This window comes from Paenibacillus sp. 4624 (assembly GCF_050435065.1).
In the GTDB taxonomy this organism is placed as follows: Bacteria; Bacillota; Bacilli; order Paenibacillales; family Paenibacillaceae; genus Paenibacillus; species Paenibacillus amylolyticus_D.
Genome location: NZ_JBNDJR010000012.1, coordinates 169,493 through 192,923 on the forward strand (window position 1 = coordinate 169,493; position 23,431 = coordinate 192,923).

A 23,431-nucleotide genomic window follows, 5' to 3' on the forward strand; every position below is an offset into this window, starting at 1 on the left:
AAGGAAATAGAAAATGAAAAAAACAGTTGTATTGCTCCTATCTCTGATACTCTTAGCCGGCTGTAACCAATCAACGAACAAGGACAATACAGACACTACAAGCAGCTCGACTAAACAAGAGACATCAACAGAAGCAGTAACCACCAACCTTGCAGAAACTCCAAGTGAAAGTAGTGAAGATGATCGTCCGGCCTTCGGAATGCTCAAAGAAGACCAAGGTAAACTCCCCCCGGTGGTCGACGGGGTTCTTACTGTACCAGGTCAAACCACAAAATTTGATTATGGTGGTGAAATGGAACTTTTAAAGATAGCAGATGGTGGTCAGTATTGGTTGGGCCCATTGGCAGTACAAGTAAATGATATCAAACTATTCAAAGTTACTGGTCTCCCCGAAGAAGCTCAAAATAAAATATCACGCATTTCAGGCAAAAAAGTGGGAGACGAATTCCAATATGTGCAAATCAGTTACGTTGTTGGTAATACATCAAAAGATAATATCCAATTCTTCGGTCTAGAAACTGTAGTCCTCGGAAAAAGCGAACAGATCATGACAACCCGGAATATATTCAAAGATTCGTTCGATTCTGATGTTTTTTATGGAGAATCTCAGCAATCGGGGCTCGCCACTCTTGTTTTTGACAAAGATGCTTCGTTGATAAATGAAATAAAACTTATCTTTAGTTCCGTTTGGAAAGCTGATGATTTAAGCCAAATTGAAAGTAGTGGGGAAGTCACAATAAAGTTCGAATAATTTCTAGCCCTTCGGGGCTTTTCTTTCACATCAATAACCGAACATATATTCTGAATGGAGTGTTTTACATGAAAGCAGCCTTATACATCCGTGTCAGTACCGACCGGCAAAATGAAGAAGGATTTTCCATGGAAGCTCAGCATGATATTCTCATGGAGCTACTTGAAAAGAAGGGGATGGAGTTGTACCGTGTTTATTCTGATCCCGGCATAAGCGGACGAACAATCAAAAAGAGGCCTGGCATACAACGGCTTATTGCTGATATGAAGGAAGGAAAGTTTGATGCAGTTCTGGTCCATAAGTTGGATCGTTTGAGTCGGAACCTAGGCGATCTATATGAATTCATTGCACTAATAAACAAGTTGAACAAACGGTTCGTCATAGCTTCTCTTGGGAGCGAAGAAATTGACACACAATCTCCGATGGGCAAAGCATTCCTTTATTTTAATGGTATCTTTGCCGAAATTTATTCCGATAACCTGCGTGAAGAAACTTTGAAGGGTCTAACTAAAAAGATGAAAAACGGCGGGCTGCATATGTCAAAGGCTCCCTTAGGATATGACATTGAAGTCATAGATGATGAACGCAAGCTTGTTATCAATGAATATGAAGCTGGGCTAATCAAAGAAGTATTTCGAATGTACCTTTCAGGCAAGGGGGTTGTGTCCATAGCAAAGCATATGAATGGCCACAGCCGAGGTAAAGAAGGTGGAGTATGGGACAGTAAATATGTAAGGATCGTATTGCAGAATCATACGTATACAGGGCACAACCATTTTAAACCTGTGCTATGGGAAGAAAGCAAACGAATCATTACACCTGGAGAACATGAGCCGATCATATCGATGGAAGACTTTTTAAAGGTCCGTAAGATGATGGAACGACGCGGAGAAGGTCACATGGCTAAACATAGTTATGATTACCCTTATGGAGGAATCGTTAAATGTGGGTTATGTGGAGCGACGTACATTGGCAATGCATCGAGACAGACACTTGCAGGGGGAACAGTCAGGGTGTACAGGAGTTACCGATGCCGGAACCAGTATTCAAACAAAACTTGTGACGCACCAGGAATATCCGAACATCAACTGCAGCAGCTCATCTTTGAGAAACTGCAAATCACTAATAAAAAGCTTCAGGATAAAAAAACAAGCGCACAAGCTAAAAGTGATCAGCGTTTGCTGCAGAAGGAGATAGAAGTATCCAATCGCCGTCGGAAGAACTGGATGCTTGCATTGGGAGACGGCAAACTCTCTGCTGATGATTATGCAAACCTTATCGATGAGGAAGAAGCAAGGATGAAAGCAATTACTGCTCAATACGAAGAAAAAGAGGACTATTACATCAACGAGCTGTCGACTGAGGAAATAAAAGAGATGATGGCCAACTTGAAAGAGAACTGGGTACTGATCGAACCAGAAACACAAAAATTGCTTGTTCAATCTATGTTCCGTCAAATTGTAATAAAAAAAGAATCAGCTCGGTGGACCATCCCTCAGATGCTCACCGTCTGATTCTTTTTTTCTTGGAGATTTTCTCTAAGCGCCTTCAACATGATACTTTTTCATTAAGTACCATCTTGGAGGCGAGGGGAGTCGAACCCCTGTCCGAAGATAACGACACATAAGCTTCTACGGGTGTAGTCACAGTTTTGATGTCACCCGAGTATCGCCCCGTAACCGGCTATACGTTGGGTCAGCCTGATTGTCTTCTTCAGCACACCCCAGGCGGAGATGTGACAGCGTATCCCACTACTTGTTAGCCCCTAGTCCTGTCACATGGGCGATGCAGGGTAGAAGCACGCACACAGTTTCTTAGGCTGCGAAAGCGTAGTTTGTTTGTTGTTTGCCGTTTAATAGGCTTTAGCGTTGATAAAGCGGACGCGTCCCCACTACCCGCTACCCATGCTCGAACTATCCCCGTCGAATCCATAAACGCCCCCTCATATAAGAAGGGCTCCAGGATTAATCCGTGAATACGGAGCAAAGGTGCTACACATCTAATCCCTCCAAGGTGAAAAGATGTTTCTTACATACTCGGCATTCCTGTCTGCTACATGAATAATCATATCACAGCCCGAATCACCGATATAGTGCAGATTGCTGGAAAGCAATCCATTGTATTGAGCATAGATGAAAGGTTATCCAAACTAGCCAGCTAACCATGCCATCAGGCTCAATCGTCTACATATTATACCGCGTGACTCATCGGAAGTAAAGTTTGCTCAGGCTACAACCGTTGGTTTAATTAATCTACCCACCGCTGTACAAACTTACGCAACCTACACAATAAAAAAGCCTCACACTCACCCGAACTCAGGCAAACTGCGAGGACTCTTTAATGTATTACACCATCGACCAGCTAATCTGTAGGCTTTACATCCCTACACCATTGTGAAGCGACGCGAATTAACGTTGACGAAACGTAGCTCTCTCTTAACGCGCAACCTTCTGCTTCTCGCGCAGTGCACGCTGGATATCACGTTGTGCATCCCGCTTCGCGGCAGTGTCACGTTTGTCATACTGCTTCTTACCTTTACCCAAGCCAAGTAACAGCTTCGCATAGCCATTACGGATATAGATCTTCAGCGGCACAATACTGTATCCATCTTGCTTGGACAGTCCAAGTAGCTTATGAATCTGCACCTTATGCATTAACAATTTACGTGTACGTGTAGGATCGAGCGGATTATACCGATTGCCTTGTTCAAAAGGACTAATATGCATATTGTGAATATGAATCTCACCGTTACGAATCGTTGCAAATGAGTCTCCAATGTTCGCACGACCATTACGGATAGACTTGATTTCCGTGCCGGTCAGCACCATGCCCGCTTCATACGTATCTTCAATGAAGTAGTCATGGGAAGCCTTTTTGTTCTGTGCAAGCACTTTATTCTGCCCATCATTCTTGCCCATGTCCTCACTCCTTCTTCGTAAAATAAACCCGTACCATGCTGTACCAGCATAGCATCCATGTTGCACTAATAAACCTGTGCCAGACCTTAATTGTAGCAAGGAAGGCTGTTAAAATCAAGAAAGAGGCGGCCTACGGCGCCCCTTCTGGCTTCTCACTTACTTCTTTTTCTTCCGAACAAAAGCGGCTGTACTGTTTCCAGCTCCGCCTTTGTTTTTCTTACGTTTACGGCGAGGTGCTCCGCCTTCTTGCGCGCCACCCGGTGTAGCATTTTCCCCGATAAAGATACCGCTAGGTGAGGTGTTCTTACGCTTTCCTCCGCCTTTGCCACCTTTACCGCTGCCGCCCTTACCGGATTTGAAGCTTCCTTCGCCACGGCCACTGCCATTTAGACTACTTCCTTGGCTACGATCACCTGATGCACTATCCTGACCCGCTGGGGATGAGTTATACCCGCCTTTGCCTGAGCCAAACCCAAAGCTCACGGCACCTTTACCACGACTGCTTGAAACACCTGCACCTGTACCTGCATCACTCGCACGACGTTCACCTTTCGGTCTGCCGCTGCCTTTACCAGCAAACCCACCCGCTGATGAGCCTGCATTTGCTCCGGCATTTGCCGCTCCGCCACGCCCACCGCGAGCACCTTTACCACTCTCTTCTGCCGGTCGGCCGCCGCGGTCACGTTTACCGCCTGCACCAGTACCGCCGCCTTTGCCGCCACGGCTTCCACCGAAGCCACCTTTGGCTACTCCTCGGCCGCCGCTACCAGGACGACCACCTTTACCACCGCGAGCACCACGATCGAAACCGCCGTCCCGTTCCCGGCGAGGTTTCATATCGACCATCTCAAAATCAATCGTGTACTCTTCCATACTCACACGTGCTACACGAATTTTCACTTCGTCACCAATACGGAATACTTTGGATGTTCGTTCACCAATCAAAGCCATATGTTGATCATCAAAATGGTAATAGTCATCTGTCAGCGCGCTAAGTCGAATTAGACCTTCTACCGTGTTCTCCAGCTCAATAAACATACCGAAGCTGGTCACGCTGCTGATGATGCCTTCGAACTCTTCGCCGACCTTGTCGAGCATGTACTCCGCCTTTTTCATTTTCTCCGTATCACGCTCTGCTTCCACTGCCACACGCTCGCGTTCCGAGGACTGCTGGGCGATATCGGACATCCGACTTGCCAGATACTCTTGGCGATTCTCCGGTAATGCACCATTATTCTCGATCACTTCACGAATGACCCGGTGAATGACCAGATCGGGATAACGGCGGATCGGGGATGTAAAGTGACTATAGAACTCTGCAGCCAGACCAAAGTGGCCAGACATTTCCGAGTCATACTTCGCTTGTTTCATCGAACGCAGCATCATTGTGCTGATGACCGTCTGCTCTTTCGTACCGTTAATATCCTCCAGCAGTGATTGAAGCGCCCTTGGATGAATGGAATTGCCACGTCCTTTGACCTGGTGTCCGAAATTCGCCGCAAAAGCGAGGAAATTTTGCAGTTTTTCCTGATCCGGGTCTTCATGCACACGATAGATGAACGGCACTTTAAGCCAGTGGAAATGCTCTGCTACTGTCTCATTGGCTGCAAGCATGAACTCTTCAATGATTTGTTCCGCAATGGAACGCTCCCGTTTCACAATATCCACCGGTTTACAGTTCTCATCGACAATAATTTTGGACTCTTCAAAATCAAAATCAACCGCTCCGCGGCGCATACGCATGGCACGCAGTTTCAACGCAATCTCTTTCATCAGGTGGAAATCATCCACCAAGTCTTTATAACGTTCAAGCAGCTCCGGCTCTTCGCCTTCCAGGATTTTGCGTACGTTAGTATAAGTCATACGTTCCTTCGTTTTGATAACACTCGTGAAAATGTCATGTTTAATAACCTTCATCTGGTCGTTAAACTCCATCTCACAAGACAACGTCAGACGATCCACCTGTGGGTGCAAACTACAAATTCCGTTCGACAGACGTTGTGGCAGCATCGGAATTACCCGGTCCACGAGATACACGCTACATCCACGGTTATATGCTTCCTGATCCAGTTTGGAATTCTCACGCACATAGTAACCCACATCGGCAATATGCACGCCCAGACGGTAGTTGCCGTTCGGCAGTTTTTCCACGTTAACCGCATCATCCAGGTCTTTCGCATCCTCACCATCAATCGTAACGATGTTCAGACCACGCAAGTCGCGGCGTCCCTGCTCAATAATCTCTTCATCCGTAATGGAATCCGGCGCTTTCTCCGCTTCTTGCATCACTTCATCCGGGAATGCTTCAGGCAGCTGATGCTTGCGAATGACGGATAAAATATCAATGCCCGGCTCATCCTTGTGACCCAAAATCTCGATAATCTCACCCTCAGCCGCTGCACGGCCTTCTGGATAACTGACAATCTTGGCAACAACCTTCTGTCCATCTACAGCACCAGCAAAATTCGTACGCGGGATAAAAATATCACGATTAATCCGTTTATCATCCGGAATGACAAATCCATACACTTCGTGGCTCTGGAAAACACCCACAACTTGTGTGATCGCACGCGTCACAATCCGTACAATCTCACCCTCCAGGCGACCGCCGGAAGGGCCTTGGGAAGTCACTTTTACAAGCACAATATCGCCATTCATTGCACTTTTCATATCATTGGCATGGATGTATACGTCCGGGTGCTCACGGTCTTCTGGAATCAGAAAAGCAAACCCCTTCGCATGCGCTTGCAGGCGCCCACGTACCAGATTCATACGTTCTGGCATACCGTAGCGATTGTTACTGGTCAGCAAAATTTGGCCGGATTCCTCCAGCGTATTCAGCATAATCAAAAAGGCTCGGAAATCAGCAGCATCTTCAATCTGAAAGTGCTGTTCCAACTCCTGATAAGTCATCGGTTTATAAGCGGTCTCCCGCATGAAGTCAAGCAATTGTTGTTCAGTTATCATTAGTTTTCACCTCGGGAAACGTAAGAGTATAGTCTGATCTCTTCTCTTTATGTATCGGAATTCGTACCGTATACGTACAGATGCCATATAGTAAAATGCGGATGATTACCTCGCCCTTACTATCTCATACCCTAGTATACACGAATTCAATCCAGCCCATCCGTAGCTACCCAAAAAAGCCCCTTGGTCTCTAAACGCTGCCAGTTAGCCGTTTGAGTATGCTCTCTCAAACAGTTTATGCAGTATGTGATATGCCTGATCTGATTTATATTAGCATTTAGAAAATAAGTTGCACCACAGATCTGATCTATACGTTAGAATATCAATCACAGGAATTTATATATCTCGCCATGGCATACCTGCCTGAAATGGGTCTCTAAAACAGTAAGGGGGAATCGAACAGAAGTTACAAGCAAAATGCAGTGTCCATCGATTTCAAGAAGGATTTGGTGGCTATATAGCAATATAATTGGCAAACTTTGGAGAAATAAATTTCTATTAAAAAACCTCCGTTTCTGCACGAAACGAAGGTTTATCCGTTAAGCCATTGGCTTCAGCTATTCGATTTGACTCGACGGTTTAAATCCAAATTACTTGGAAACCACCGTAACAACAATAGCCAAGATCATAAATCCTGCACCCAGTACGACTGTTGCACGTTGCAAGAAAAGATCCAATCCGCGCGCTTTCGTTTTACCGAAAAGATGTTCCGCACCACCGGAGATGGCACCCGCCAAACCAGCGCTTTTCCCGTGCTGCAGCAATACTACAGTGATTAGACCGATCGAGAAAACAACGAGCAGCAATTTCAAAGCAATATCCATTCTTTCCACCTCCTACCCATGTGGGCATAACATCTCACCATAAAAACAGTTACTTTAATTGTAGCACAGCTATGGTTGTACTACAAGTAGTACATGGCAAGCAATTTCTATTCATAAACCGCCATCTTACAATCTTTGAATGGCTTGCCCAATCAGAGTTATCCACGTAATAAGTCCGATCTACTCCTTCAACTACTTCTCTTATCTGTTGCACCATCCATCACCAAAAAAAGACAAGCCGGTTACCCGGCTTGCCCGAAAAGCTGTGTACACAGCTTATTTTTTGAGGTTGTAGAACCCTTTAAGACCATTGTATTGAGCAAGCTCATCCAATTGATCTTCGATGCGAAGCAACTGGTTGTATTTTGCGATACGGTCTGTACGGGAAGGAGCACCCGTTTTGATTTGGCCTGCGTTTGTTGCAACAGCGATGTCAGCGATTGTGCTGTCTTCGGACTCACCGGAACGGTGGGAGATTACAGCTGTGTATCCTGCACGTTTAGCCATTTCGATTGCATCGAATGTTTCAGTCAGTGTACCGATTTGGTTCACTTTGATCAGGATCGAGTTACCGATACCTTGCTCGATACCTCTAGCAAGACGCTCAGTGTTCGTTACGAACAAGTCGTCACCAACGAGTTGTACTTTGTCACCCAATTTTTCAGTGAGCAATTTCCAACCATCCCAGTCATCTTCGGACATACCGTCTTCAATCGTGATGATTGGGTACTTCTCAACCCATGAAGCCAGAAGGTCAACATACTCAGCGGAAGTGTAAGATTTACCTTCACCAGCCAAAGTGTATTTACCATCTTTGTAGAACTCAGTGGAAGCAACGTCCATACCCAGGAATACGTCAACACCTGGTTTGTAACCTGCTTTTTCGATTGCTTCGATGATTGTAGTGATTGCTTCCTCGTTAGAACCCAGGTTTGGTGCGAAACCACCTTCGTCACCTACAGCTGTGTTCAAACCTTTGGAGCTCAGTACGGATTTCAGGTTGTGGAAGATTTCTGCGCCTACGCGAAGAGCTTCTTTGAAGCTTGGTGCGCCAACTGGCAATACCATGAACTCTTGTACGTCGATGTTGTTGTCCGCGTGCTCACCACCGTTGATGATGTTCATCATTGGTACTGGCAATGCTTTCGCGTTGAATCCGCCCAGGTAAACATACAGTGGCAATTCCAGAGCATCAGCAGCTGCGCGAGCTACAGCCATGGATACTGCCAGGATTGCGTTTGCGCCCAATTTACCTTTGTTTGGCGTACCATCCAAAGCGATCATCAATTTGTCGATACCCAGTTGATCCAAAGCATCCATACCGATGACTTCTGGAGCAATGATTTCATTTACGTTTTTAACAGCTTGCAGAACGCCTTTGCCGAGGTAACGGGATTTGTCACCATCGCGAAGCTCAACTGCTTCGTGGGCACCAGTGGATGCACCAGATGGAACAATTGCGCGTCCGATTGCGCCGGACTCCAGGTATACTTCAACTTCAACTGTAGGGTTACCGCGGGAGTCGAGGACTTCGCGAGCGTACACGTCAGAAATAATAGTCATGAGTGATAATCTCCTTTTAATTTGAATTTATTTTTAATACGTTCAGAATAGCAAGAGTTTCACCGAGCCACTCCGCACGCAGTACCATCTTCCGATCGCTGTTATCCCCTGATTCCTTTGAACTTATTTTCATAAGTTGGAATCATGTGATAAAGGCGAACGCTAGCGCTTCTTCAGATCGGTTCTGCCCGCTTCGTTTTTAGGTTCCACTTTGTATTATTCAACAACCTATTAAAACTAATTATTTACGGGTAGCAATAACGGATGTTCCCGTCATTTCTGCCGGTTGTGGCAATTGCATCAGGTCAAGAATAGTTGGCGCGATATCCGCCAAAATTCCGCCTTCACGCAACGTTACATTTGGATCAGTCACGATAAATGGAACCGGGTTCGTTGTGTGAGCTGTGAACGGACGTCCTTGCTCATCAAACACCATATCCGCGTTACCGTGATCCGCAGTGATCAGCACCACGCCGCCTTTGGCAAGTACCGCGTCTACAACGCGACCCATGCACTCGTCCGTCACTTCAACCGCTTTGATCGTTGGCTCCAGCATACCGGAGTGACCAACCATGTCAGGGTTCGCAAAGTTCAGGATAATCGCATCGTGTTTATCCGCTTCAATCTCACGGACTGCTGCATCTGCTACTTCATAAGCGCTCATCTCTGGCTGCAGGTCATACGTTGCAACTTTAGGTGAGTTGATCAGCACGCGAGTTTCGCCCGGAAGCTCTACATCACGACCACCGCTGAAGAAGAAGGTTACGTGCGGGTATTTCTCTGTTTCAGCAATACGCAGTTGTTTTTTGTTGTTCTGTACCAGCACTTCACCCAGCGTATTATCGAGGTTCTTCGGCTCGTAAGCCACGTAACCTTCAACCGTTTCGCTGAACAACGTCAGGCACACAAAGTGCAAGCCCACTGGGAACTTCGGTCCCCGATCAAAACCGCGGAAATCGGAATTTGTGAATACTTGCGACAACTGGATTGCACGGTCAGGACGGAAGTTCAGGAAGATAACGGAATCGCCGCTCTCTACCAGACCTACCGGCTCACCATTTGCTTGAACGATAACCGTTGGTTCAACGAATTCGTCGAAAACGGATTTCTCATACGATTCTTCAACCGCTTTGAGTGGATCAGTGTATTTCGGTCCATCACCATAAACGATAGCGCGGTAGGATTTCTCCACACGCTCCCAACGTTTGTCACGGTCCATAGCATAGTAGCGGCCTTGAACCGTTGCAATTTTACCTACACCCACTTCATCAATCTTAGCGATCAGCTTCTGCATGAAGTCTTTACCGCTGTCCGGCATAACGTCACGGCCATCCAGGAAGGCATGAATATATACTTCGTTCATTTCTTCTTTTTTAGCCAGATCCAGCATAGCGAACAAGTGGTCAATGTGACTATGTACGCCACCATCGGACAACAAGCCGTAGAGATGAAGCTTTTTACCGTTCTGTTTCGCTTCGCGCACCGCTTTGACAAGTGTTTCATTGTCGTAGAACTCGCCGTCACGAATCGATTTGGAGATACGGGTCAAATCCTGATATACGATCCGGCCGGCACCAATGTTCAAGTGACCTACCTCGGAGTTCCCCATTTGGCCTTCCGGCAAACCTACAGCCTCACCGCATGCAGTCAAAGTTGTGTGTGGGAACTGGCTCATAAAACGGTCATAGTTCGGTTTTTTGGCTTGTGCTACCGCATTGCCTTCCACCGTGTTACGCAGACCGAAGCCATCCATAATGATCAGTGCTACAGGTTTTGGAGCTGTCATCTTACTTCGCCCCCTCAACAAGCGCGATGAACGAAGCCGGTTGCAAGCTGGCACCGCCAACAAGTGCGCCGTCGATGTCGCTTTGTCCGAGGTATTCTGTTACGTTTTCCGGTTTCACGCTGCCGCCGTATTGGATACGAACTGCATCTGCAACCTGCTCGTTGTACAGATCCTTCACCAATGTACGGATGTAAGCAATAACTTCATTCGCATCTTGGGATGTAGAGGATTTACCTGTACCAATCGCCCAGATTGGCTCATAAGCGATAACCACTTGAGCTGCTTGCTCAGCAGTCAGACCAGCCAGAGCTGCTTCAGTTTGTACTTTGCATACGTCTTTTGTTTGGTTTGCTTCGCGCTCTTCAAGCGTTTCACCAAGGCAGAAGATTGGAGTCAATCCATGACGGAATGCTGCATGCAATTTTTTATTGACAGTCTCATCGGTTTCCGCAAAGTACTGACGGCGCTCCGAGTGACCGATAATCACGTAATCAACACCCAGTTCTTTCAGCATAACACCACTGATTTCACCAGTGAATGCACCGTTGTCTTCGAAGTGAAGATTTTGTGCACCGATTTTGATGTTAGTGCCTTTCACAGCTTCTACCAGGGATGGCAGGTTTGTAAAAGGTGCGCAGATTACTGTTTCTACGCCTGCGACTTCCGCTTTTCCTTTAACTTCCTGAATGAAGTCATTGGATTCGGAAACCGTTTTGAACATTTTCCAGTTACCCGCGATAATTGGTGTTCTCATTGGTTTCAACTCCTTCATGCTATAGCTTAAAGCTTACTTGTCGTTCAATGCAACTACGCCTGGAAGCACTTTGCCTTCCATGAACTCGAGCGATGCACCGCCACCTGTGGAGATGTGGTCCATTTTGTCAGCCAATTTGAACTTCTCAGCTGCTGCTGCAGAGTCACCACCACCGATTACGGTGTATGCAGATGTTGTAGCGCAAGCTTCTGCTACTGCACGAGTACCGTGGGAGAATGGCTCGATTTCGAATACGCCCATTGGTCCGTTCCATACAACCAGTTTGGAGTTTTTAACAACGTCAGCATAGATCTCACGTGTTTTAGGACCAATGTCGATACCTTCCCAATCTGCAGGAATGTCGCCAACTTCAACGATTTTTGTGTTTGCGTTCGCACTGAAATCGTCAGAGATTACGATATCTACTGGCAGGTAGAAGTTTTTGCCCAGTTTTTTCGCTTTTTCAATAAAGCCAAGTGCTACATCCAATTTGGACTCATCCAGCAAGGATTGACCTACTTCGTGGCCTTGAGCCTTCATGAATGTGTAAGACAAACCACCACCGATGATTACGTTGTCTGCAATGTTGAGCAGGTTGTCGATCACATCGATTTTGTCTTTTACTTTGGAACCACCGATGATTGCTGTGAAAGGACGCTCAGGGTTGGAGATTGCTTTACCCAACACTTCAAGCTCTTTTTCCATCAACAAACCGGACACTGCTGGAAGCAAGTGAGCGATACCTTCTGTAGAAGCATGTGCTCTGTGAGCCGCACCAAACGCATCGTTAACGAATACGTCAGCCAGTTCAGCAAATTGTTTTGCCAGTTCCGGATCGTTTTTCTCTTCGCCTGCGTGGAAACGAACGTTCTCAAGCAACAATACGTCGCCATCGTTCATTGCCGCGATTTGAGCTTTAACCGCTTCACCAACGGAATCATCCGCTTTAGTAACCGGTTTGCCCAGCAATTCAGACAAACGCTCAGCAGCTGGCGTCAAACGCATGGATTCTACAACTTCACCTTTTGGACGTCCCATGTGGCTCGCCAAGATTACTTTTGCACCTTTTTCGATCAGGAAGTTAATCGTAGGCAATGTTGCACGAATACGTTTGTCATCTGTAATTTTACCATCTTCGAGCGGCACATTGAAATCTACACGGACGAATACCCGTTTTCCATTCAATTCGATATCACGTACACTTTTTTTGTTCATCTCTATTTCCTCCGCACCCATGTATTTGGTGAACCTTTCAAGAGCTAAATCCCTTGTCAGTCCTGGTGTTCATGAGAAATTAACTAAATATCCATATATAAAGAGCGGAAACAATAACAATCTGTTTCCGCTCTATGTTATTACAGATATTACTTGATCATTTTTGCAAAGTGCTCCAATGTGCGAACCAATTGAGCTGTGTAGGACATTTCGTTGTCATACCAAGCTACAGTTTTAACCAGTTGTTGGTCGCCAACAGTCAGAACTTTAGTTTGAGTTGCATCAAACAGGGAGCCGAAAGTGATTCCTTGGATATCGGAAGATACGATTTCGTCTTCAGTGTATCCGAAAGTTTGTGGATCGGAAGCTTCTTTCATAACTGCGTTAACTTCTTCAGCAGTAACTTTTTTGCCCAGAACAGTTACAAGCTCAGTCAGGGAACCAGTAGCTACTGGTACACGTTGAGCTGCACCATCCAATTTGCCTTGCAGTTCAGGGATAACCAGACCGATTGCTTTAGCAGCACCAGTTGTGTTAGGGATGATGTTTTCAGCTGCTGCGCGAGCACGACGGAAGTCACCTTTAGGGTGTGGAGCATCCAATGTGTTTTGGTCGCCAGTGTAAGCGTGAATTGTAGTCATCAAACCTTGAACGATTCCGAATTTGTCTTGCAGTGTTTTTGCCATAGGTGCCAGGCAGTTTGTTGTGCAAGATGCGCCGGAGATTACAGTTTCAGTACCGTCGAGAATTTCATGGTTTACGTTGTAAACGATGGTTTTCATGTCGCCAGTAGCTGGTGCGGAGATAACAACTTTCTTAGCTCCACCTTTCAAGTGTTTCTCAGCTGCTTCTTTCGTTGTGAAGAAACCAGTACATTCCAGAACGATGTCTACACCCAGGTCTCCCCAAGGCAGTTCTTCAGGGTTACGGTTAGCAAGTACTTTAACTTCTTTGCCGTTTACTTTGAAGAAACCATCATGTACTTCAACATCGCCATCGAAGCGACCTTGAGTTGTATCATATTTGAGCAAATGAGCCAGCATTTTAGCGTCAGTCAAGTCGTTGATTGCTACAACTTCAATGCCCTCTACATTTTGAATACGGCGGAATGCCAAACGACCGATACGTCCAAAACCGTTAATACCTACTTTAATCATGAGTAAGTTCCTCCCAAGTTTTGATTAGTTTTTTATGAAACTATATATTCAAGACAGACGGTGAAGTCCGTCAAGACAACAAGAGTTATGTTCAAAAATAAAACCATTTCATCTCTGGTAACGATGTTATTCCATTTCTGCAACGATGACTTCGGCCGCAGCCTCATCAATAATCAGAATATCCTCCTGCCCGAACCGCAGTACGGAATGGATGGCCGCTGCTTTGCTCTTACCACCTGCAATACCGATAACTACATCCGTGCGTTCAATATCCTGAAGTCGCATACCCAGTGTAAGCATGGTATGTACCACCTCACCCTGACCATTGAAGTAATACCCGAAGGACTCTGATACCGCTCCCTGCTCCTGAAGTTCATCGATGATCTCCGGTGCAAGCTTGCGTCTCTTCGCCATCTCCACAGCATCACCAATGCCATGAATGACGATGCGTGATTGCCTGATCAGCTGTAAAATCTCTTGAACACCCGGGTCCTGGATCAGCGATTCATAGGCATGGTCACTAAGCAAATCCGGTACATGCAGGAGTTTGTACTGAGCCCCTGTCCGTTTTGCCATTGTAGATGCAATCGTATTCGCCTGAATTTCCAGGCTCTCTCCCAATCCGCCGCGTGCCGGTACAAACCAGACACCCTTCATCGAAGTTGGTGGTGTGAGTTGCTCTGCGACTTCGGCCGTTGTTGATCCGCCTGTTACAGCGACAACGTCGTTGTCATTCATGATACTGCTGAGAGCCTTCGCTCCAGCTCTTCCAAGTTCCCTTTTGGCGTAAGGAGATACATCCGAATCGCCGGGAACTACAACTACCTTTTGCAGACCGTAGGCTTGCTTGATTCGTTCTTCCAGCTCGGATAATCCAAACAGCTCTTTCGCGACAGGCTCTAACTGCTGCAGCAGATTGTAACCCGCCTCGCTGATCTTCATCCCTGCACTGTCAATTTCGATAAGTCCCTGAGCCTTTAACAGATCGGTCTCAGCTCTCAGAACCCGCTCGGTCATCTGCATGGAATTGGCTAACGTTCTCCGTCCAATCACATCCGATAACATGATCTGGTGCAGAATCGTATAGCGTTTCTTCAAGACATCCATGAGATCGGGCAGAAGCTGCTTTTGCACTTCCAAGATCGTTCGCATGCTTTCCACTCCCGCAAGCTTTATGTTCCAAGCTTTCTGCATGGCCTTAAAATGTCCCGGGTTAACTTTTTAAGTCCCACGTTTATTCTACCTAAAACTGACGCGAGATGCAAGTGTTTCGATTGCTTATTTCGACAGGTTTACGGGCGTTTGTACGCGCCTATTTTCACAACCTCTATACGTTAAGATACGAAGGTGAGGATCTCACACCATATATAGAAGAAATCCGCAAATAGTATCTATATCTTGCTGTGTTTCATTTTCAGATGGCATGTCCAAAACTTCTTATAGCATGTACTGAAATACAAGCTTTATCCATTCTTCTTCATCATGATCATTTCCGAAGCAATTCAAACCACCTTGCGGAAAGCTCGAACCATTCATGGAAGGCAACGTGAATCCATCAGCCCTAAGCCACATGGGTACCATGTTGTCCCAAAGCAACTGCTTGCAATTCACCAGTGCATAAGCTATAATCATTATTGCTGTCACATAATATGCGCCCGTGGTCCAATGGATATGACGTAGGCCTCCGAAGCCTGAGATCCAAGTTCGATTCTTGGCGGGCGCGCCATTTCATTTTTAACAGTTCATAATGCATTTAACCAACGAAACCGGAAAGGTTTCTTTTTTTTCAAACTTAGTTTGACTTTCTTTGACTTTTTGTTTGAGATTGTTTATGATGTGGTTAATACGGTAACAGTTTAAGTATAAACACCCATTTAACATTTACATTTCCGAGGAGGTTTTTCACGTGAGTTATATTCCAATGGTCGTTGAACAGAGCAACCGGGGTGAACGCGCCTATGATATTTATTCCAGATTGCTGAAGGATCGTATCATTTTCCTTGGCAGCGACGTGAATGACGTTGTCGCGAATGCCATCATGGCACAGATGTTGTTCCTGGCAGCGGAAGATCCGGAGAAAGACATTCACCTATACATCAACAGCCCAGGCGGATCTATCACAGCGGGTATGGCGATCTACGATACAATGCAATTCATCAAACCGGATGTATCTACCATCTGTGTAGGTATGGCGGCTTCTATGGGTGCATTCTTGCTGAATGCCGGCGCTAAAGGTAAACGTTTTGCGTTGCCGAACAGTGAAATCATGATTCACCAACCACTTGGTGGTGCACAAGGTCAAGCGTCGGACATCGAAATCCGCGCACGCCGCATTCTGAAAATGCGTGACACGCTGAACCGCATCATCTCCGAGCGCACAGGTCAACCCCTGGAGCGTATCGAAAAAGATACAGATCGTGACTACTTCATGAGTGCTGCTGAAGCAGCCGATTACGGTATCATCGATAAAGTAATCCAAAACGTAGGTTCCCAAGGCATCTAAGCTTTAGTTGCCTGGAGACAACGAGAATAAGCACAGGGCAGGCATCACCTGAATATAGGTGAGCACGCCCTGCGCTTTTTATTTGCAAACAGGCAATATCACCACTGGGTAGTGGGGTGTATTGCCTGCATAAACCAGAAGCCCCCGTCATCTTTGCTTTGACGGAGGCTTCTGGTTTATTATTTTTCACGAATGAACGGTATAAGTGCTCTTGACTTTAATTTTGTTGATTTCATCTAGCTTAAGACAACTTACTTCTCAGAAGCTACGTTGCTGAATGGTGCACTACCTTTAGGCAAAATATCCTTGTATGCGAACTTGAATTCAGGGAAGCCCTCCGCATACGCTGTGTACTCATACAACTGGAAGAATACTACTGCACCTGCTCGCGTCACGTAGAAATCCTGATCTTTGTTCAGGCCTTTGTAGCCGCTCAGGTATCCCGTGTTCGCTTTCAGCTGCTCTCCAACCTTTTTGCTGATTGTTTCGCGCATGGATTTGCTGTTTGCAAGCACATCATCCAATGTTAGCTCTTTACCTGTATCCAGTGCGAACGTGTGACCTGTACGGTAAGTCATACCGTGGGCACCTGCATAGTCCTCATAACGTTGAGTGATCAGACCCAGTACGCCGTTCTCATTGTAAGTCACTACATACGAAGCTTCGAACGCATAAGGGCGTTTTGCCGTTGCTCCACCGAATTCAGACGTTTGTTTTTTGAAAGCAGCAACAGCCGTGTCCACTTCATCTTTGAGCACTTTGTTAATCGCGGCTTCTGCCTCTTTGCTCGCTAGTCCGCTCACTTGAGGATACTGCACATCCACCTCAGCATTTTTAACGGTCACGTTCGCTTTTGTCGATTTCACCTGTACGTTATTTTGTTTTACTTTACTCAGGGTTAGTGTTTTGGTTTTAGCATCCCAGCTACCCTGTACACCCAAATAATCTCTCATTGCGGAGAACGGAATATACAAACGGCCCTGGATCAATTTGGCTTCCACCTGAGGATAAAAACCATTAATATACACGTTTGGCTGTCCATCCATCAAACTAACGGTCATCGCATTGCTCGCTGCTGTTACGGTATACGACTTCGTTTTTGCATCATATTTCAATGTACCGCCCGCTACATCCTTGACCGCTGTCAGCGACACCCATGTAGATCCACCTTGAAGCAGCCCTTTTTGCGTTAGCGTTTTACCGCCTGCTTTTAACGTGACTTCAGCCGGTGCAGTTACTTTGGAAGATACGGATGCAGCTTGAACCGATTGATCCATCCACGCTGTGCTCCCCCCCATAATTACACCTGCTGCCAATAGTGCACTCGTCCACTTTTTCCATGTTTTCATCTATAAAACTCCTCTCTAAAATTCCATCAGGTTTATCGCGTATGTAAATATATATTAGATTTCATAGGGCCATACGCTTGCCTCTTTATTATAATTAACCCTTTTTCGGAAAGGTTTACAGCTCCAGTTACAATGTTGATGAAAATCGTACGATTTTAATCGCAGAAAATGAACGTTTTGTCACGAACAATGCTACAAAAACGACATGATTCGATTATCTCTTAGACAGGTAACACAACTATTTTCTGGCCCTTGCTTCCTCAAAGCCGGTTTGTGCAACAAAAAAACACTGCCTGATAAGACAGTGTTTTGTCATAATTTTAGATTCTTAATATTTAATCATTTTAGCTCACAATCAAGCAAGAATCCCTACTTCATTTCATATGTGATATTCAGAACGGTGCTCACTTTAACCTGACCAGCTTCGATCTGAGTACCTGCATCTGATTCACTCTTCGCTTGGGACATGAGCGACTCGGATGCATAGAACACAGGCACATTCGCATCTGGTTGACTTACCGAAAGAACCGTACCCAGCTGACGTTTAACCGCTTTAGCGATCGCTCCTGCTTTCACATCTGCATTAGCTACTGCCTTAGCAATCACATCAGATTCGTATTTCTCCGGATTCTCTACCGTAAAGCGTACATTTTCAATATTATTGGCTCCCGCCTGGGATGCGGCATCCAGCAGTTCACCAATCTTCTCCATATCACGATATGTTACTGTCAACGTGTGATGTGCTGTGTAACCTTTAATTTTCTGACCATCTTTTTCACTGTACGTGTAGTTTGGCTGCACGTAGAATTGACTGGTTTGAATATCATCTGCACTGATCTTCCATGTGTTTTTCAGCAGATTAGTAACCTTTTGAATCTTGGCTGCATTTGCCTTCTGAGCCGATGCCGCAGTATCAGCAGTACTGTTTACACCGATGGACAGATAGGCGATATCCGGCTTCACCTGAATCTCACCTTTACCTACGACATTGATTACATTTTGCTGTACGCCCTGAACTTCGGCAGCATAGGCATAGTTTCCTGGAGCAACATAAGCTGTTCCTCCGACCAGCAACGAACTTGCCACCAGCACTGCACCAAACGGTTTCATCCATTGTTTACCCATTACGAATAACCTCCTCATATGTTAACTTCTCAAACTTGAAGCGATTTGATACCTTAACAGACGGGACAAATTCCATAATGTTGCACTTGACGGCTCCGTTTATATGCAAATTTATATAAAATGCAAAAAAGCCCCTTGCGGGACTTCTTCAATTATTGAATTTAGTTCATCACACTTATTGGTTCTCAAGCTCTTCCTTGCTCACCAGGCTAACTAAAGCGTTTACAGCCTGATCGGCATCCGCGCCCTCTGCACTAATATGGATTTCCGTACCTGTGCTGATTGCAAGGCTCATGATCCCCATGATACTTTTAGCATTAACTTTTTTATCGTCCTTCTCGACGAACACTTCAGATGAGTACTTATTCGCTTCCTGAACGAACAGTGCCGCAGGTCTGGCATGGAGACCCGTTTTCAAACGGACAACTACCGGGTGCTTTGTCATAGAAACTTACCCCCTATTATGAAATCTGGACATTAAATACACAATTATATTTATACAACATTATACCATTAACCCGTGCAGGACACTAGAAGAAAAAACATGGCCCTCGGACTTAGACAGAAAGCTGACGCCGAGGTATCTTCTTCACCTACAGGATTAATCTACAACGACCTGTTAAGGTCATAACAAATCTTAAACCTAATTGATTCATTTCAACCTTTAACTATAACGTTCCGCGCGCACTTTCTCAGCAAGCTCATCAATCTTCCGAAGGCGATGGTTCACGCCTGATTTGCTCACCGTACCTTTTAGCAGTTCGCCAACTTCCTTCAGATTGATATCAGGATGGGCAAGCCTTACCTCGGCTACTTCACGCAGCTTATCTGGAAGAGATTCCAGACCTACTTCCTTTTGCAGTAAACGGATATTGTCGATTTGTCTGACCGCTGCTCCAATCGTTTTGTTCAGATTGGCTGTCTCACAATTAACGATCCGATTCACCGAGTTACGCATGTCCCGCATAATTCGCACGTCTTCAAACTTGAACAAGGCCTGGTGAGCACCAATGATGCTAAGCAACTCAATGATTTTCTCGCCTTCCTTAATGTATAGGATGAATCCTTTTTTCCTTTCTATACACCGGGCATTGAGATGAAATTCATTGGCCAGATCCACCAGCGCCTGACAATGCTCTTCATACATGGACGCAATCTCCAGATGATATGAGGAGCCCTCCGGGTTATTCACTGAGCCACCTGCCAAAAACGCACCGCGAAGATATGCCCGCTTACAACAGTTCTTCTCCAGCAACCCTTCGTTAATACCAGGCGTAAACAGAAATCCTTCGGAGACGATGTGCAGCTCCTTTAGAATCTCCTGAACCATAGACGGAACACGAACAATATACACATTGTTCTTCTTCAGCCGCATTTTTTTGCGAACCAACAATTCCGTATGCACTTGAAAATGCTTTTTAAGCAGAGAGTATGCCCTTCTTGCGATCGCAGCATTCTCTGTCGAAATATCCAAGATGACTTTTTTATTCGATAGCTGCACTGCACCAAGCATACGGATGAGGGCTGAAAGTTCCGCCTGTTCGCAGCACGCTTCACTTTCAATCATCGTTAACTCTTTTTTAGTCTGTGCTGCAAATGACATGGGACTTCACCTCTTCCGTAACATCCAATTTTGAACCAGTTGGTAAATATGATGGCTGAGCTTATCGGCATCATGGCGCAGATAGGTTTTGAACAAAACCAGTGTATCTGCGACAACTTGATAACCTGAACTTTTAAGCACATTCATATCAAGAACAACCGGTTTTGCTCCTTTTTCCGCATACTTATTCTGCACTTGTAGCGGAATATCACCGTTGTTCACGATCACGTAGTCAAAGAGCTGGTGACCAATATGCTCCTGCACCGCTTTAAGGTGATCGCTCACTGTATAATTATCGGTCTCGCCTGGCTGTGTCATCACGTTACAGATAAACATCTTCACCGCATCCGTTTCAACAACAGCCTCAGCCAGCTTAGGCACAAGCAGATTAGGAAGGATACTCGTATACAGACTACCCGGACCAATCAGAATCGCATCTGCTTGACGTATAGCCTCCACGGCTTCTGGCAACGGCTCCACGTGATCCGGTTCAAGGAAGACACGTTTAATACGCCCGCCTGCCTCAGGAATTTTGGACTCGCCTGAAATAATCGATCCATCCTCCATCTCAGCGTGTAACACAACAGCTTGGCCCGCTGCCGGAAGTACCTGACCCCTAACGGCAAACACGCGGCTAAGCTCCCGCACAGCGGTCACAAAGTCGCCTGATATATCGGTCATTGCAGCCAATATCAAATTGCCTAGGCTGTGGCCTGCAAGCCCCGCGCCTGTGTTGAAACGATATTTTAACATGTCCGAAAGCAGTGGTTCAACATCTGCCAGCGCGGTGAGCACGTTACGAATGTCGCCTGGAGGCGGCATTTGTAACTCACTGCGCAAGATCCCTGAACTTCCACCGTCATCAGCAACCGTAACAATTGCCGTGATATCCATCGGTTTTTCTTTTAAACCGCGTAACATCACGGATAATCCGGTTCCACCGCCCATAACAACGATTCTCGGACGTTCTCTCCGTGGTCCGGCCTCTTTCATCCCTTCACCCTCTTCAATGACGGTCCCGGTCAGCGTCGCGATGGCTTACGGTAACAGCTTCAGTCTCACTGCTTCCCAGCATTTTGCCCAAATATTCCGATATTGCTACCGAACGATGCTTGCCTCCGGTACAGCCGATTCCAATAATAACCTGGCTTTTGCCTTCCTTCCGGTATTGCGGAATCAGAAAATGCAGCATATCCAGCAGCTTGGTCAGAAACGCTTGCGTTTCAGGCCATTTCATAACATATTCGTACACTTCACTATTTTGTCCTGTATTCGGACGCAAATGATCAATATAATGTGGATTTGGTAAAAAACGAACATCAAATACGAGATCCGCATCAATCGGAATACCGTATTTAAATCCGAAGGACGTTATATTCACAGACAACATCTGGCTCTCCAAATGAGAGAAACGCGAGATAATGCGCTCCTTCAATTGAGCAGGCTTCATGGTGCTGGTATTGAGCACCTGAGTTGCTGAATTTTTAAGCTCCTCCAGCATCTTGCGCTCCAGCTTAATGCCATCCAGCGGCATACCTTCTGGTGCTAACGGATGTCTGCGTCTGCTCTCTTTGTATCGTTGAACCAGAACCGAATCGGTTGCATCCAAAAAAAGAATTTCGCAGTGAATCGTAAAATGATCCTTGATATAATTTAAAGACTCGGACAATGCTGTGAAAAATTCACGTCCCCGAAGATCGATGACCAGGGCTACCTTGCCGATCTTGCCATTCGACTGTTCAATCAACTCCGCGAATTTAGGAATTAGAACAGGCGGTAAATTATCTACGCAGAAAAACCCTAGATCTTCCAGGCTCTGCACAGCTATCGTTTTACCCGCTCCGGACATGCCCGTAATGATAATGAGCGTGGCGCCTGTGCCTGGTGAGCCTTCACCGTCAAGCATAAATGTCCCCTCCTTATCATATTGCTGTCGGATATATCGTGTTACAAAGTTACTACGAACGTAAGAGGAGACCTGCCGCGCCTACGATACCTGCATCATTACCCAGCGTAGCTTCCAAAATCTGAACACCTTGTTGCAGCGGTTCTGGAGTCAGTTGAGCAAACACAGTTCGAATCTCATCAAACAAGAAGTCGCCTGCCTTGGATACACCACCGCCAACAATGAATAATTCCGGGTTCAGTACAGCCGCTACGGTTGCCATGGATTTGCCCAAATAATAAGCCGCACGGTTTACAATGCGCAATGCCACTTCATCGCCCGCTTTAGCCGCATCAAATACTTCCTTGGCAGCGATTTTGTCTACCAAAGCAAGGGACGTATGATCACCACGCTCTACAGCATCCTTCGCCATACGAATGATGCCTGTTGCAGATGATACCGTCTCTACACATCCCATTTTACCACAACCACACTTGATCGCTTCCAGATCAGGCACAACACTGATGTGACCCAGTTCCCCTGCCATACCGGAAAACCCTTGATAGATTTTACCGTTCAGGATGAGACCGCCGCCAACGCCTGTACCGAGTGTGAAGCATACGCAATTGTCTACACCCTTGCCGGCTCCAGCCCAAGCTTCACCCAGAGCAGCAACGTTCGCATCATTATCTATTTTGACGGGCTTGCCCAGACGCTCTTCCAGAACCGAACGAATGGCTACATTCCGAAATCCGATGTTAGGAGCATGAACAATAATCCCCTCGCGTACATTCGTGAAACCGGCAACTCCTGCCCCGACACCCTCAAGCTGTTCCCAGCTGTACGGTGATTCGGCAACGATATGACGGACATACTTCTCGATGTTGGCGATAACCGTGTCAACGCCCTGATCCACTTCAGTCGGTCCTTCATACGTATGCATAAGCTGACCTTGATCATCACATATACCGACCTTGATTGCTGTTCCGCCGAGATCGACCCCAACGTAGATTTTCTCAGACATGCTGCAA

General features: G+C 46.1%; 19 protein-coding genes, 1 tRNA gene and 1 other RNA gene. 4 read left to right on the forward strand and 17 right to left on the reverse strand.

Translation table 11 applies throughout. The features are described from left to right. The first annotated feature begins 13 nt into the window (after nucleotides 1-13). Both ABIE27_RS24950 and ABIE27_RS24955 read left to right on the forward strand, forming a co-directional pair. A complete protein-coding gene (locus tag ABIE27_RS24950; protein ID WP_429351804.1) occupies nucleotides 14-751 on the forward strand; it encodes a hypothetical protein in 738 nt (245 codons plus the stop codon). 68 nt (nucleotides 752-819) lie between these two features. Further along, on the forward strand, nucleotides 820-2,265 hold the full coding sequence (locus ABIE27_RS24955; RefSeq protein WP_429351805.1) for a recombinase family protein: 1,446 nt from the start codon (nucleotides 820-822) through the stop codon (nucleotides 2,263-2,265). 65 nt (nucleotides 2,266-2,330) lie between these two features. Here ABIE27_RS24955 and ssrA read toward each other — a convergent pair. From ssrA to ABIE27_RS25005, 10 genes are all read right to left on the reverse strand, one after another. Beyond that, nucleotides 2,331-2,693: a transfer-messenger RNA gene (gene ssrA, locus ABIE27_RS24960) on the reverse strand. Nucleotides 2,694-3,186: 493 nt separating this feature from the next. Further along, the gene (gene smpB / locus ABIE27_RS24965; protein WP_123066181.1) at nucleotides 3,187-3,669 is read right to left on the reverse strand and encodes an SsrA-binding protein SmpB; all 483 of its coding nucleotides are present in this window, start codon (nucleotides 3,667-3,669) and stop codon (nucleotides 3,187-3,189) included. A gap of 156 nt (nucleotides 3,670-3,825) precedes the next feature. Next, nucleotides 3,826-6,636 carry a ribonuclease R gene (gene rnr, locus ABIE27_RS24970; RefSeq protein ID WP_429351806.1) on the reverse strand — a complete coding sequence of 937 codons (2,811 nt, stop codon included), beginning with the start codon at nucleotides 6,634-6,636 and terminating at the stop codon, nucleotides 3,826-3,828. Nucleotides 6,637-7,226: 590 nt separating this feature from the next. Next, nucleotides 7,227-7,460 (reverse strand): preprotein translocase subunit SecG, encoded by a 234-nt coding sequence (gene secG, locus ABIE27_RS24975; protein ID WP_123066179.1) that lies wholly within the window; start codon nucleotides 7,458-7,460, stop codon nucleotides 7,227-7,229. Nucleotides 7,461-7,736: 276 nt separating this feature from the next. Beyond that, nucleotides 7,737-9,023 (reverse strand): phosphopyruvate hydratase, encoded by a 1,287-nt coding sequence (gene eno / locus ABIE27_RS24980; protein WP_123066178.1) that lies wholly within the window; start codon nucleotides 9,021-9,023, stop codon nucleotides 7,737-7,739. Between the two features lie 241 nt (nucleotides 9,024-9,264). Continuing rightward, nucleotides 9,265-10,809 (reverse strand): 2,3-bisphosphoglycerate-independent phosphoglycerate mutase, encoded by a 1,545-nt coding sequence (gene gpmI, locus ABIE27_RS24985; RefSeq protein WP_429351807.1) that lies wholly within the window; start codon nucleotides 10,807-10,809, stop codon nucleotides 9,265-9,267. A 1-nt stretch (nucleotide 10,810) separates the two neighbouring features. After that, entirely contained in the window at nucleotides 10,811-11,563 is a 753-nt protein-coding gene (gene tpiA, locus ABIE27_RS24990) for a triose-phosphate isomerase (RefSeq protein ID WP_123066176.1), read from the reverse strand. 33 nt (nucleotides 11,564-11,596) lie between these two features. Beyond that, complete coding sequence (locus tag ABIE27_RS24995; RefSeq protein WP_123066175.1) at nucleotides 11,597-12,778, reverse strand: phosphoglycerate kinase; 1,182 nt, start codon at nucleotides 12,776-12,778, stop codon at nucleotides 11,597-11,599. A 149-nt stretch (nucleotides 12,779-12,927) separates the two neighbouring features. After that, a complete protein-coding gene (gene gap / locus ABIE27_RS25000) occupies nucleotides 12,928-13,935 on the reverse strand; it encodes a type I glyceraldehyde-3-phosphate dehydrogenase (RefSeq protein ID WP_056695277.1) in 1,008 nt (335 codons plus the stop codon). 126 nt (nucleotides 13,936-14,061) lie between these two features. Next, nucleotides 14,062-15,087: a sugar-binding transcriptional regulator gene (locus tag ABIE27_RS25005; RefSeq protein WP_429351808.1), complete on the reverse strand. Its 1,026-nt coding sequence runs from the start codon at nucleotides 15,085-15,087 to the stop codon at nucleotides 14,062-14,064. Between the two features lie 499 nt (nucleotides 15,088-15,586). On the opposite strand from ABIE27_RS25005, the gene ABIE27_RS25010 reads away from it, so the two are divergent. Next, a tRNA-Arg gene (locus tag ABIE27_RS25010) sits at nucleotides 15,587-15,661 on the forward strand. A gap of 180 nt (nucleotides 15,662-15,841) precedes the next feature. Continuing rightward, nucleotides 15,842-16,438 carry an ATP-dependent Clp endopeptidase proteolytic subunit ClpP gene (clpP, locus tag ABIE27_RS25015; protein WP_090924795.1) on the forward strand — a complete coding sequence of 199 codons (597 nt, stop codon included), beginning with the start codon at nucleotides 15,842-15,844 and terminating at the stop codon, nucleotides 16,436-16,438. 251 nt (nucleotides 16,439-16,689) lie between these two features. On the opposite strand, the gene ABIE27_RS25020 is transcribed toward clpP, so the two are convergent. From ABIE27_RS25020 to ABIE27_RS25050, 7 genes are all read right to left on the reverse strand, one after another. Beyond that, nucleotides 16,690-17,787: a stalk domain-containing protein gene (locus ABIE27_RS25020; RefSeq protein ID WP_429351809.1), complete on the reverse strand. Its 1,098-nt coding sequence runs from the start codon at nucleotides 17,785-17,787 to the stop codon at nucleotides 16,690-16,692. 369 nt (nucleotides 17,788-18,156) lie between these two features. Then, the gene (locus ABIE27_RS25025) at nucleotides 18,157-18,912 is read right to left on the reverse strand and encodes an SIMPL domain-containing protein (RefSeq protein ID WP_123066172.1); all 756 of its coding nucleotides are present in this window, start codon (nucleotides 18,910-18,912) and stop codon (nucleotides 18,157-18,159) included. Between the two features lie 175 nt (nucleotides 18,913-19,087). Beyond that, nucleotides 19,088-19,357, reverse strand: coding sequence for an HPr family phosphocarrier protein (locus ABIE27_RS25030; protein ID WP_090924792.1), 270 nt, complete (start codon nucleotides 19,355-19,357; stop codon nucleotides 19,088-19,090). Nucleotides 19,358-19,576: 219 nt separating this feature from the next. Further along, nucleotides 19,577-20,515, reverse strand: coding sequence for a DNA-binding protein WhiA (whiA, locus tag ABIE27_RS25035; protein WP_123066171.1), 939 nt, complete (start codon nucleotides 20,513-20,515; stop codon nucleotides 19,577-19,579). A gap of 6 nt (nucleotides 20,516-20,521) precedes the next feature. Beyond that, nucleotides 20,522-21,508, reverse strand: coding sequence for a gluconeogenesis factor YvcK family protein (locus ABIE27_RS25040; protein ID WP_123066170.1), 987 nt, complete (start codon nucleotides 21,506-21,508; stop codon nucleotides 20,522-20,524). Nucleotides 21,509-21,521: 13 nt separating this feature from the next. Beyond that, nucleotides 21,522-22,421 (reverse strand): RNase adapter RapZ, encoded by a 900-nt coding sequence (rapZ, locus tag ABIE27_RS25045; RefSeq protein WP_090924789.1) that lies wholly within the window; start codon nucleotides 22,419-22,421, stop codon nucleotides 21,522-21,524. Nucleotides 22,422-22,473: 52 nt separating this feature from the next. Further along, entirely contained in the window at nucleotides 22,474-23,424 is a 951-nt protein-coding gene (locus tag ABIE27_RS25050; RefSeq protein ID WP_123066169.1) for an ROK family glucokinase, read from the reverse strand. Nucleotides 23,425-23,431 lie beyond the last annotated feature (7 nt).